A 13,077-nucleotide genomic window follows, 5' to 3' on the forward strand; every position below is an offset into this window, starting at 1 on the left:
GTGGTAAAAATATGAGAATTACATTGCAGCAGGTAGAAAATTTGCGAAAGCGTGTTGACTGTGACTATCAAACAGCTGAAAAAATATTGAGAAAGGTTAAGGGAGATGAAGATCAGGCTGTTCTTTACGTATTGAAACGTAGAAACCATAAGGCTAAAAAAATAGTTGATTTGGCTAGTGAACTTCTGCAGAAATTATTTTCCTACAATCTTTTATTAATAAAAAATGGAAAAAAAATTATAGAAATACCAATGGTATTGTTGATAGCGGCGGTTGCAATATTCCATGTCCCACTTGAGTTCATGCTGATTCTGGTAGTTGCAGCCGTAATTGGGGGCTATGCATTCGAATTGGACACTAAAGAGTCGGGAATCGAAGAGGAAATGACTGGGAAAATGGATCAATCATCACATCGGCACCAAGACATTGACGATCTCATTGAAGAAGAGTCAGACAAGCTGGGAGAGAAAAATAACAACTTTGAAAATGTATTGACTGAAAATGTGGATGAGAATGACGATTATGATGAAATTATAATAGAATAGGGGGAAATGGGGTGAGTGTGAGGATACTTATAGTGGAGGATGAAGTAAAAATTTCACGATTTCTTCAATTGGAGTTGGAACACGAAGGGTACGAAGTCGAAACTGCGTTTGATGGTAGAAAAGGGCTTGAAAAGGCACAAAACAAGGAATTTGATGTAATAATACTTGATATAATGCTTCCGCAGTTGAGTGGTATGGAAGTTTGCAGAAGAGTAAGACATGAAAACAAATCAGTGCCAATAATAATGTTGACTGCAAAGGATGACGTTTCAGACAAAGTAATGGGATTGGATTCCGGTGCGGATGATTATATGACAAAACCTTTTGCCATTGAGGAGCTTTTGGCCAGGATCAGGGTTGCCGTTAAACGGAGAAGCAATGGAGTGGCCGATTCCAACAGAAATACCATTAAATTAGGAGATTTAATTTTAGACAAGGAAAGATACATCGTAACGTTTAAACAGCAAAATATAGATTTGACCAAGAAAGAATTCGACTTATTGGCATACCTCATGGAAAATAAAAATATAGTCTTGACCAGAGATAAAATAGTTGAACATGTATGGGGATATGATTACATGGGTGAAACCAACGTGACCGATGTCTATATAAGATATTTAAGAAGTAAATTGGACCAAAAATACGGTATTGATTTGATAAAAACCATACGTGGGGTGGGTTACAAAATCAGTGATGAAAAATAAGAATAGAAAAATCGGCCTGAGACCCTCAGCGCTCGATAAAATTATTGGGGCGCCTTTAACTGCACTGGAAGATATCAAACAGCTAATGAAATTTTCAATAAGAACCAAGATATCCATCAGTTACCTAATTATATTCACATTTATATTTTCCGTCACAACAGGATTTCTGGTTGCGGGATACATTTATTCAGTAAAAACGCAATTATACGAAAAAAATTTTGATGTTGTGGAACAAGTTCTAAGTCTTGTATCTGAGGAAGGACTTGTGCCGGATGTTAAGGATCATCTAAGCCGGATATACATCGATCAAAACATTGGGGTTTTGATACAAGATCGAAACGGAGAAGAAAGTTATGCCAACTCTCCCTTATATCCGATTGTTAATTATGATTCTCTTAAAGGTAGCGGTTTTTTTAAGGATATTTTTCCACTTCTGGATTTGGCTTCATACGAGTTGATGCCATTGGAATTCGATTTGGATACTGATGGAAAGGCGACATTTTTCTTTGAGATTTCAGGTGAAATAAATTTGGGAAGGAGAATGTGCGCAATTTTAGGCATATGTTATTTTGTAGGACTTATGGTGATGTTCTTATTTGGAGGAATAAAAACAAAACAAGTAATAAGTCCCATAAACATGATTTCCCAGACTGCGGACAATATCAATTCACAAAACTTGGATGCCAGGATAGATGTGGGAAAAGCCAAGTACGAATTGAAAGATTTGGCAATCACTATCAACGAAATGATAGATCGCATACAGGATGGATATAAAAAACAACAAAGATTCGTATCTGATGTAAGTCATGAACTAAGAACACCCATATCTGTTATTGATGGGTATGCCAATATGCTTGACAGATGGGGAAAAAAGGATCCTGAGATACTGCAGGAATCTATTGATGCACTAAAAAATGAAGCTGCAAACATGGGGAATTTGGTTGAGAGATTACTTTTTTTAGCGCGCTACGACCGGGATGTCCTAAAATATGAAATTAAATCATGTAATATCAGCGAAATCATCGAAGAAGTCGCTAAGGAGACTCAAATGATTGATTCTGACCATAAAGTAAACTGGTTAATAGAACCTAATTTATATGTTTTAGGGGACTGCGACAGAATTAAGCAGGTTGCAAGGATTTTCGCCGATAATGCTGTCAAGTACACTCCAAAAGGAAAACACATTGATTTTGGATGTTTTGTTAAAGAAGGGTATGCAGCCGTTGAAGTTAAAGACAGCGGCATAGGGATCGAAAAGAAAGACTTGGAGAGTATTTTTGAACGATTTTATAGAGCGGATGAGTCTAGAAATAAACAGACCGGTGGTTACGGTTTGGGTTTGAGCATAGCGAAAATAATCGTATTACAGCACAAAGGGAAAATAAAAGTTAAGACAAAAATCAATAGAGGAAGCATATTTAGTGCATATTTTCCTTTGCAAAAAAACAAAACGCCATAACAGCGTTTTGTTTTTGGATACAATTATTCGACTTCTTCAGTTATCGTGAATTCTTTCAAGTCGATTTCCATAACAAAGTCTATCGCTTTATTCAGTTTTTCTTTGAAAACTTTTTCATCGATCCCGACACTCAAAATCCAGAAACGAGTTATAAATAACATGGCTTCTCTGTAGCCCATATTCAAATTTCCGGAAATTATACTTCTGAATATGCTTGTAGCTATAGAAAATGCGGAAATCGTGTACGCCTTCAATAGATCTTCGTTCATATCGACTTGATAATTCTTGAGTATCTCATCGAATTGTTTTGTGACCATGTAGTTTAAATCGTAGTCGTCAACGATAAGTACCGGGCTGTCGAAGGGATGGGTAGATTCCATATAAAGGGTTTGGTAGAGCTCTTCTTCCAGCAATATCCTGTAATATAGCGAAACATAAATGAAATGGCTCAACATGCAATCCTCTTTTAAAGGAACGCTTTTTTCTGCAAAGTCCAATGTTTTTAGTATCAATGTCCCCAATATGTAATCCGCAATACCTTGTTTGTTCTTGAAATAGTAGTAAAGCAGTGGATTTTTAACTCCGGCGCGCTCTGCTATATCTCTTACAGAGATGTCTTTCCATCCTTTTTCAAGTACCAATTCTTTAGTTACATTAAGTATTTTTTTTCTTGTTTCAAAACTTTTTTTATATGCCATTTTCATCACCACTATAATTATACCACAAATTTTTAGTGTTAAACTAAAAATTGATGTCAAGATTAAAAATCACCAAAAATATATCATATGATATAATTTATTTATTAAAGATTGAGGAGGATACGCGTGATTTATGGTTTGGGTACGGATATTATCAATATAGACAGAATTTCAAAAGCCATTCAGAAGAACCCCAGATTTCTGACAAAATACTTTACCGATAGTGAAATCAAATACATAAAATCAAGAAAAAACGCAGCTGAAACAGCTGCAGGAAGGTTTGCAGCCAAAGAAGCCGTATCAAAAGCATTGGGAACTGGTTTTAGAGGCTTTGGAATGATCGAAATCGAAGTGCTTAATGATGATTTGGGCAAACCGTTTATTAATCTTCTGGGACGAGCCAGACAATGGGTAAATGAGTTGGGAAACGTAAAGATCCTCGTGTCTATTTCTCATACAAACGAGTGCGCCATGGCTACGGCGATTGTCGACAAGGAGGATTGAAATGAATATATATACTGCGGATGAAATGAGAAATATAGACATGCATACAGTAAAAAGCAGCGATGTCTGTATGTATGACTTAATTGAGAAAGCCGCAAATGCGATTCATCACGTTATTGAAAACAAGATCCCCGTCAGTAAAGGAAACTACAGTTTTTTGGTAATTTGTGGCAAAGGAAACAACGGTGCAGATGGAAGAAAGCTTGCCGAGCTGATAAGCAATAAATTTATTCCTGTCGAGATCCTCATGTTATTTGGGGAAGAAGATTTTGACTTTGAATGCGATGTTGAAAAAAAATCAATATCAGGGCAAATAAAAGTACATTTTGTAGAAAATCTTGGCACAGAAGAATTGATAAGCCTGGTAAAAAAGCATGAATACGTGATAGACGCAATCACGGGTACTGGTCTCAAGGGTAAACTGATTGGTAAAGTTGTTGATGTCATCCAAATTATTAATCGGTTTGCGAAGAACGTGATAAGTATAGACATACCTACCGGTGTGAATGGTACAAATGGATTAGCAGACGAGAACAGTGTGAAAGCCAAATACACCATAGTTGTAGACTCATATAAAACAGGGAATTTACTGGGCGAAAGCTGTGATTATTCGGGGAAAATGTTTTTAACTGATGAAATAGGTTTGAATAAGGAACGAGCCCCCAATAACAAAATTTTATTGGACAGCTTGTCGGTTGGTATATTAAAACCCAGAAAACTTTCAGGTCACAAGTATACATTCGGGAAACTTGTGATTGCAGGAGGATCGAAAGGCATGGAGGGTGCTCCTATAATGGCGGCTTTGGCCGGCTTGAAAACAGGCTGTGGTCTTTCTGCAATCTTAACGGACAAACAGACGTTCAAATCCTTGGATTCTTCAAATCATGAACTGATCAAAATGTGCTATGATGAAGAAAAAACCTATGAAGACTGCCTTTACAAGGCTTCTGCAGTGGTATTTGGTCCGGGACTCGTTTGCAATGACGATAATATCTCAAACTTGAAGACTTTGTTATGTAAAGATATTCCAATGGTTGTGGATGCAGGAGGGTTAAGTGTATTTAACGAAATGGCGGACAAAAGCAATTTAAAAAACAAGAGAATCATCGCAACCCCACACTACGGTGAGATGGCCTCATTGTTCAATGTAAAGACCCATGATATTTTGATGGATCCTTTGCATTTTGTAAAAAGTTTTGTTGCCTGTTACAATATGGATATAATACTAAAAGGTCCTTGTTCGATCCTGGCTGTGGGTGGTAAAATTTGGTTTAACTATAATCCTAATTCTGGAATGGCAACGGCGGGAAGCGGCGATGTTTTAGCGGGTATCTTGGGTGGATTGCTTGCACAGGGATACAATAACAGGGATTCAATGTTGTTGGGAACAAGAATCCATAATTTAGCAGGCAGATATGCTCAAAATTCAAAAGGGTCGTGGAGCATGATGGCTGGTGATATCATAGAAAACATTCATAAAGCTATAATGCATATGCAAAATAATAATGAAATTACATGAGGTGGTATATTTTGGAAAGATTTGGATTTTATAGAATTATGTGTTCTACACCGGAAGTCAAAGTTGCTGATGTGGGTTTTAATTCAAGTGAAATAATCAAGATGATGAAAGATGCAGACAAGCAGGATGTGGATATTCAAGTTTTTCCCGAACTTTGCATAACTGGCTATACTTGTGCAGACTTGTTTTTTCAAGATGCGCTTGTTATTGAGGCTGAGAAAGCAGTGGCGCAAATTGTGGGACAAACCCGCGACAAAAAGCAGTTGGTGGTGGTAGGAGCGCCTGTAAGGATTTTTAACAGGTTATACAATTGTGCTGTCGCTATTCAGAATGGATCCATACTCGGAGTCATTCCCAAGCTATACTTGCCTGAATACAACGAATTTTACGAAAAACGCTGGTTTTCCAGCGGATTTGATTTTGTGGAAAATACCAAAATAAACTATGCGGAACAAAGTGTTGAAATAGGTCACAAAATTCTTTTCCAAAATTCAACGGATCCAAATCTAATTGTAGGGGTAGAGATATGCGAGGACTTATGGGTTCCGATCCCACCGAGCAGCTATCAATCACTTAGGGGAGCAACTGTGATTTTAAATCCTTCTGCAAGCAACGATTTAGTAGGCAAAAATGATTATAGAAATGAACTGGTGAGAAATCAATCCGCCAGAATAATGGGGGCTTATTGCTATTCATCTGCAGGATATGGCGAGTCCACCACTGATGTTGTTTACGGTGGAGGCGCAATCATATGCGAGAATGGAGTCAAACTGAAAGAGAGTGAAAGATTTTCTTTGGAAAGCGAGTCGATTTATGCAGATGTGGACATAAACCGATTGGCAGGCGAAAGAATCAAAAAACAAGGGTCGTTTCATATGAATAATCCTGCGGAGGATAGCTCATACAAGATCATATCTTTTAGTTTGCCGGATAAAATAAAGAAAATAGACAGAATCGTATGGAAGCACCCTTTTGTTCCTTTTAATACTTACGACAGAAATCATAGGTGCGAAGAAATATTCAACATACAGATAAGTGCTTTAGCCAAGAGATTGGTGCACACCGCAAGTAAAGGTTTGGTTGTAGGCATTTCGGGTGGTTTGGATTCAACGCTGGCACTACTGGTTTGTGTGAAAACATGCGACAGATTGGGTATAGATCGAAAAACCGTTAGAGCCATAACAATGCCGGGGTTTGGAACTACGGACAGAACATACAATAACGCATTGAATCTTATGAAGAATTTGAATGTTTATTATGAAGAGATATCTATCGTTGACGCTACTTTACAGCATTTTAAGGATATAGGGCATGATCCACAGGTACACAATGTGACATATGAAAATTCTCAAGCCAGGGAAAGAACTCAAATTTTAATGGATGTGGCAAACAGGGACAATGGATTAGTAGTGGGAACTGGTGATCTTTCAGAGTTGGCACTGGGATGGGCTACATATAATGGCGATCATATGTCGATGTATGGGGTAAACAGTGGTATTCCAAAAACATTGGTTAGATATTTGGTGAAATGGATAGCAGACAATAGCCTTCAGGAGGTCAAAGAGACCTTATACGATATTTTAGATACGCCTGTTAGTCCCGAGTTGTTGCCCCCTGACGATCAGGGTTTGATTTCTCAAAAGACTGAAGAAGTAGTTGGACCTTACGAACTTCATGACTTCTATTTATATTATGGAATAAGATTTGGTTTTACACCGGGGAAAATTTTTGAATTGGCAAAACTGGCCTTTGACGATCAGTATGCTGATGAAATACTGTACAAATGGCTTGAAAAGTTCTGCTACAGGTTTATTTCTCAACAATTTAAAAGGTCATGTCTTCCAGATGGACCTAAGGTAGGTTCTATAAATTTATCGCCAAGGGGTGATTGGAGAATGCCAAGCGATGCATCGGTGAAAGTCTGGGAGACCGAATTGAAAATAATCAAAGACAGTATTTAAATGGGTTGTGGATGTTTATTTGTTGATTTTAGCGAGGATCTGTTTGTATCCTTCTCCATATTTCAGACATCTGCTGACCCTGCTGACCGTTGTTGAACTTGCTCCTGTAATTTCTTGAATCTCTGAAAAAGTTTTGCCGTTATTGAGTCCCTGTGCAATTTCAAGGCGATGTTGCATATCTTCTATTTCTTTGATTGTACAGAGATCTTCGAGGAAATCGGAAACTTCATCTTCGTTTTCCAGAGATATAAGACATTTTAGCAGTAATTGAAACTTGTTTTTGTCCAAATTTATTCCTCCAAAACTTTATTGCCGAAAAAATGGCTTTAAGTAGATTATACTTTATTAAACTAAAGCAGTAAAGCAATAAATGTTTTTAATGTTTGATAAATAATTTTGTGGTATAATTCATTGGTTGATCAATGGAGAAGGTGAATTTATGGAATGGATCAAGTATTTAAAGAAATTAGATTTCTTTCTTTTGTTTATTGTTGTAGTCCTGTTTGCTATCGGATTGTTTGCAATCAATGTGGCTACCAATACTGAAAACTTTTTAGCGGGGGAATCATCTTCATTCATATTCAGGCAATTGCTGGCTTTTGGATTGGGGATTGCTGGAATGATTATGATCACCATGTTGGATTATAAGACCCTTGGCCAGTACTGGATACACGTTTATGTGATCTCCATAATTGTGCTGTTGCTGGTGTATGTGCCTGGATTAGGAATAGTAAACAAAGGTACAAGAGGATGGATAGATCTGGGAGTTATGGAATTTCAGACATCGGAAATTGCAAAACTTGGATTCATAATATCTTTTGCAAAATTGTTGGACATCAGAAAAAATAAACTTGATAAACTCTCAGATGTTTTGTTGCTTGTCGGATTTATACTCGTACCGGTACTATTTGTGTTTATACAGCCTGACTTGGGCCAATCAATAGTGTTTTTGTTCACTGCTGCCGGTATGCTTTTTATTGCAGGACTCAATATGAAATATTATTACAGCCTTATTGGTGTTTTTATCATTGGGTTTCCCATATTTTGGAACTATTTTATGCAGGACTTTCAGAAAAACAGGATAATAACTGTATTCAATCCTGCAAGTGATCCATTGGGGGAAGGATATCATGCCTTACAATCCATGATCACAGTGGGATCAGGTGGGTTGTTCGGCAAAGGAGTCGCTGCAGAAAATACTATGACCAAACTGAATTACTTGCCTGCTCAGTGGACTGATTTCATTTTTTCGGTGATTTCTGAAACCGCCGGTTTCATCGGTGCATCCTTGGTGGTTTTATTATTATTCACCTTTTTATTCAGGTTGCTGAAAGATGCAAAGACCGCTAGAGATGAATTTGGTACTTTGATAATTTCAGGTGTGTGCTTTATGTTTATGTTTCAAATTTTTGAAAATGTCGGGATGACTATGGGAATCATGCCTATAACAGGAATAACTTTGCCCTTTCTAAGCTATGGAGGTAGTTCGTTGATGACAAATCTACTGGCAGTCGGAATGGTATTGAATGTAAATATGAGACGGCATCAAATTAATTTTTAAATTGGAAAGGAACTGTTGATGAAGGAAAGATTGGAAAAATTGCTCCCATTGGTTGAAACTCCGGCTAGATATACGGGAAATGAAGTGAACAGTATCAAAAAAAGTATAAATGAAGGCACCATAAGATTTTGTATGGGTTTTCCCGATGTCTATGAAGTAGGTATGTCTCACCTTGGGATAAAGATATTATACTCGATGCTAAATGATAGAGAAGATGTATATTGTGAAAGAGTTTTTGCACCATGGACAGATATGGAAGACTTGATGAGAGAGAATGAGATACCTTTATTCTCACTTGAAACACAAACACCGGTAAGTGAGTTTGATTTTGTAGGTTTTACTTTGCAATATGAGATGAGTTATACAAATATTTTGAATATGCTGGATTTAGCCGGCGTACAGATTTTTGCCAAAGACAGGGATGAAAGATCACCATTGATAATCTTTGGCGGACCATGCGCCTACAACCCCGAACCCATAGCTGAATTTGCAGACATGGTTATAATAGGTGAAGGCGAAGAAGTATTGTCCGAGTTGATGGATCTATATAGTACTCATAAAAATAATTATAATAGAAAGAGCTTCTTAAAAGCAGCTGCAAGAATTCAGGGAGTTTACGTTCCCGAGTTTTACAAAGCGGAATACAATGACGATGGAACGTTAAAAAGATTCGATGCAGTTGAAGCGGAAGTACCTGAAATGATTAAAAAAAGGTTCGTAAAAGATCTGGATAATATATATTATCCAGACAATTTTGTCGTGCCTTATATTGAGATCGTTCATGATAGAAGTTTGCTGGAGTTGTTTAGGGGATGTACAAGAGGGTGTAGATTCTGTCAAGCAGGAATGATTTACAGACCATTAAGAGAAAAAAGTCTTGAAACTTTAAAAAAAGATGCAGATGCTTTAATTGAAAGCACCGGTTATGAAGAAATATCATTGTCTTCATTGAGTACCATGGATTATACATGTCTTCCTGAGCTGACTGACTATCTCATGGAAAAGTACGCTGAAAAAAGGATAGCTGTAGGTTTGCCCTCATTGAGGATAGACAGTTTTTCAATTCAGACAGCAGAAAAAATACAACAGGTTAGAAAAACTGGATTGACTTTTGCCCCGGAAGCTGGAACTCAGAGAATGAGAGATGTCATTAACAAAGGTGTGACGGAAGAGGATCTGATAAGTTCGGTAAGTGAGGCTTTTGATTTGGGATGGGGGCATGTCAAACTTTATTTCATGATAGGTCTGCCTACTGAAACAATGGAAGACGTAGACGGGATCGCCAAGCTCGGCTACAAGGTTCTGGACAAATATTTTGAAACTAAGAGCGAGAAAAAAAATAAAAAAATTAAAGTGGTGGTTTCCACTTCCTCATTTGTTCCAAAGGCATTCACGCCTTTCCAGTGGGTAAGACAAGATACTATCGAAGAAATTACTGAAAAGCAACGATATCTTATCGATAATATGCGCAGTAAGATGATCAACTACAGCTGGCACGATCCGAAAGTGAGTTATCTCGAAGGTGTTTTTGCCAGAGGGGACAGAAAGTTGGCAAAAGTCTTGTACTCAGCCTTTAAAAAAGGTTGCAAATTCGATGGATCAAAGGAGCATTTCAACTATGAAAAGTGGCTTGAAGCTTTTAAAGAAGAAGGTATCGATCCTGATTTCTATACAGCTAGAGAAAGATCTGTAGATGAGCTGTTCCCTTGGGATTTTATTGATATGGGAGTAACAAAGGCTTTTCTTGCCAAGGAATATCAAAAGGCACTTCAAGGTAAATTGACTGGATTTTGTAAATTCAAATGTGAGAATTGTGGATTTAACGAATTTGAAGAAGGATGGAAATGCCATGTATACAGCAAGAGTCAAGTTTAAGCGCGGAAACGAAATCAGATTTATTTCACATTTAGACATGCAACGGATGGTACAGAGAATACTTAGAAGAGCTCATATTCCCATGAAATACAGCGAAGGATTCAATCCGCACCCCAAGCTTGCATTTGCCATGGCTATGTCTGTAGGAATGCTTTCCGATTGTGAGTACTTTGACGTGGAATTGGAAAATCATGTCGATCCTGATGAGATGATTAGTAGAATCAACAAATCTTCACCGGAAGGATTTACTGCAGTCAATGCACTGGTAACCAATCAAAAAATGCAGTCGCTCACTTCATTGATTGAAGAAAGTGAGTACACCATCAATGCAAAGTTGTTAAATTCCGAGGACTCAAAAAAACTTGAGGATGCCGTAAAAACTATTTTAGGAGAGGAAAGCATCAAATATAGAAAAAGGAATAAAAAAGGTCGATATAACGAAAAAGAGATCAGACCTTTGATAAAAGACCTTGATTTGGTGATTGAAAATTCTAAAATAAAGTTGGGAATGAGACTTTCCACAGGCAGCAAAGAGAATTTGCGACCGGATGTAGTGATTGGGATTTTGGATCCTGAAAAAATTTTATTTGACTGGGAGTTTGGATTTTTAACTAAAAGAACTTTTCTAGGCAAATCAAACTTAAGGGAACGTATTTAATTTTAGATTTACTTAAAATCATATATTTAAGGGAGGAATTTAAATGACAAGAGTCAGATTTGCACCTAGCCCTACAGGATACGTGCATATAGGATCTCTAAGAACGGCCTTGTACAATTATTTATTTGCAAAGAAAAATAACGGCAGCTATATACTGCGGATAGAAGATACTGATCAAAAGAGACTGATTGAAGATTCCATGGTCAACCTCATAAAATGTTTGGAGACTACCGGCATCGTTCATGATGAAGGACCCACTTTTGAAGGCGAAAAACTGATTCAAAAAGGGGAATACGGTCCGTACATTCAATCTGAAAGATTGGACATTTACAAAGATCATATACAAAGGCTTATTGACGAGGGGCACGCTTATCATTGTTTTTGTTCCAGGGAAAGACTTGAAGAATTAAGAGAGGAACAGAGAAAAGCAAATCAGACTCCGAAATATGACGGTCATTGTAGAACACTTACCTCCGAACAAGTCAAGGAGCGGATAGCTAATGGCGAAGATTATGTAATAAGGTTGAAGATGCCTGAAAATCACAATATCAGTTTTTATGATGAGGTAAGAGGGGAAATATGTATCAACAGCGATGAAGTCGATGACCAAGTCCTTGTCAAATCTGACGGGTTTCCCACTTATCATTTTGCTGTAGTCATAGACGACCACTTGATGAAGATTACTCACGTAATTAGAGGAGAGGAATGGTTGCCATCCACTCCCAAGCATGTACTGCTCTACGAGGCTTTCGGATGGGAAAAACCTGTATATGTTCATTTGCCGAATATATTAAATCCGGACAAGAAAAAACTAAGCAAAAGACAAGGGGACGTAGCAGTAGAGGATTTTTTGGCCAAAGGTTATCTGCCTGAAGCGTTGATCAACTACATTGCGCTGTTGGGATGGAGCCCCGATGTAAATGAAGAGATATTCTCCATGGAGGAGCTTGTCGAACACTTTGACATAAAAAGAGTAAATAAATCAGGTGCAGTTTTTGACGTTAACAAGTTAAACTGGATGAATGGTGAATATATAAGAAAGATGACATTGGAAGACGCCACAAAATCGGCTTTGCCTTTTATGTTGGAAACAGGTTATGTAACCAAGGCAGATGAAATCGAAAGGTTTGAATACTTGGTAAGGATCGTAGATACATTTATTGAGAAAATGGACAAGTTTTCTGATATTAAAGATGAAATGAAGAGCATATTCGAATACAATTTGGAAAACTCTGAAGAAGTTACTGAAATGCTTAATTTGGACAGCACGCCTGTTCTAGCGAAGGCAGCGGTTGAAAAAATGTCTGAATTGGAAGACTTTAGTCCGGAGAATCTCAAGTCTCTATTCAAGGAAATTCAAAAGGAATATGGCATTAAAGGAAAGAATTTGTTCATGCCGGCACGAATAATAGCTACAGGATCCATGCACGGATCTGATTTGATGAAGATAATGAGCATCCTAGGCAAGGATGAAACCATTAAAAGATTCAGTAGCTACAATAGATAAATATTTAAAAAGAATCTCATTTTATGAGATTTTTTTTATTGATAAGTATCACAAAATTATTTAATGTGGTAAAATGAACAGGTAAA

Annotated in this window: 12 protein-coding genes; 10 read left to right on the top strand and 2 right to left on the bottom strand. The window is 37.4% G+C overall.

The genetic code is table 11. The features are described from left to right. Nucleotides 1–11 precede the first annotated feature (11 nt). The 3 genes from IWB18_RS05045 to IWB18_RS05055 are packed head-to-tail and all read left to right on the top strand — an operon-like array spanning nt 12 to nt 2,708. Entirely contained in the window at nt 12–545 is a 534-nt protein-coding gene (locus IWB18_RS05045; protein ID WP_195682524.1) for a hypothetical protein, read from the top strand. An 11-nt stretch (nt 546–556) separates the two neighbouring features. Further along, entirely contained in the window at nt 557–1,249 is a 693-nt protein-coding gene (locus IWB18_RS05050) for a response regulator transcription factor (RefSeq protein WP_195682525.1), read from the top strand. Beyond that, nucleotides 1,239–2,708, top strand: coding sequence for a HAMP domain-containing sensor histidine kinase (locus IWB18_RS05055; protein ID WP_195682526.1), 1,470 nt, complete (start codon nt 1,239–1,241; stop codon nt 2,706–2,708). Before IWB18_RS05050 ends, IWB18_RS05055 begins: the two co-directional genes overlap by 11 nt. 23 nt (nt 2,709–2,731) lie before the next feature. On the opposite strand, the gene IWB18_RS05060 is transcribed toward IWB18_RS05055, so the two are convergent. After that, nucleotides 2,732–3,406, bottom strand: a complete 675-nt coding sequence (locus IWB18_RS05060) for a TetR/AcrR family transcriptional regulator (protein ID WP_195682527.1) — start codon at nt 3,404–3,406, stop codon at nt 2,732–2,734. 126 nt (nt 3,407–3,532) lie between these two features. On the opposite strand from IWB18_RS05060, the gene acpS reads away from it, so the two are divergent. From acpS to IWB18_RS05075, 3 genes are read left to right on the top strand one after another with little or no spacing between them, the layout of a single operon-like run. Next, a complete protein-coding gene (gene acpS / locus IWB18_RS05065; RefSeq protein ID WP_195682528.1) occupies nt 3,533–3,910 on the top strand; it encodes a holo-ACP synthase in 378 nt (125 codons plus the stop codon). A gap of 1 nt (nt 3,911) precedes the next feature. Continuing rightward, nucleotides 3,912–5,429 (top strand): NAD(P)H-hydrate dehydratase, encoded by a 1,518-nt coding sequence (locus IWB18_RS05070; RefSeq protein WP_195682529.1) that lies wholly within the window; start codon nt 3,912–3,914, stop codon nt 5,427–5,429. 11 nt (nt 5,430–5,440) lie between these two features. Then, the gene (locus IWB18_RS05075) at nt 5,441–7,390 is read left to right on the top strand and encodes an NAD(+) synthase (RefSeq protein WP_225877768.1); all 1,950 of its coding nucleotides are present in this window, start codon (nt 5,441–5,443) and stop codon (nt 7,388–7,390) included. A gap of 15 nt (nt 7,391–7,405) precedes the next feature. On the opposite strand, the gene IWB18_RS05080 is transcribed toward IWB18_RS05075, so the two are convergent. Next, nucleotides 7,406–7,678: a YerC/YecD family TrpR-related protein gene (locus tag IWB18_RS05080; RefSeq protein ID WP_195682531.1), complete on the bottom strand. Its 273-nt coding sequence runs from the start codon at nt 7,676–7,678 to the stop codon at nt 7,406–7,408. A gap of 151 nt (nt 7,679–7,829) precedes the next feature. Here IWB18_RS05080 and rodA point away from each other — a divergent pair, with 151 nt between their 5' ends. The 4 genes from rodA to gltX are packed head-to-tail and all read left to right on the top strand — an operon-like array spanning nt 7,830 to nt 12,991. Beyond that, nucleotides 7,830–8,951 (top strand): rod shape-determining protein RodA, encoded by a 1,122-nt coding sequence (rodA, locus tag IWB18_RS05085; protein WP_195682532.1) that lies wholly within the window; start codon nt 7,830–7,832, stop codon nt 8,949–8,951. A gap of 18 nt (nt 8,952–8,969) precedes the next feature. Then, a complete protein-coding gene (locus tag IWB18_RS05090; protein ID WP_195682533.1) occupies nt 8,970–10,826 on the top strand; it encodes a TIGR03960 family B12-binding radical SAM protein in 1,857 nt (618 codons plus the stop codon). Then, nucleotides 10,801–11,484, top strand: a complete 684-nt coding sequence (locus IWB18_RS05095; protein ID WP_195682534.1) for a TIGR03936 family radical SAM-associated protein — start codon at nt 10,801–10,803, stop codon at nt 11,482–11,484. The genes IWB18_RS05090 and IWB18_RS05095 overlap by 26 nt, the downstream gene beginning before the upstream one ends. Before the next feature lie 43 nt (nt 11,485–11,527). Further along, complete coding sequence (gltX, locus tag IWB18_RS05100; RefSeq protein ID WP_195682535.1) at nt 11,528–12,991, top strand: glutamate--tRNA ligase; 1,464 nt, start codon at nt 11,528–11,530, stop codon at nt 12,989–12,991. The last annotated feature ends 86 nt before the right edge of the window (nt 12,992–13,077 follow it).

Source organism: Alkalibacter mobilis (assembly GCF_015594845.1).
GTDB classification, from domain to species: Bacteria; Bacillota; Clostridia; order Eubacteriales; family Alkalibacteraceae; genus Alkalibacter; species Alkalibacter mobilis.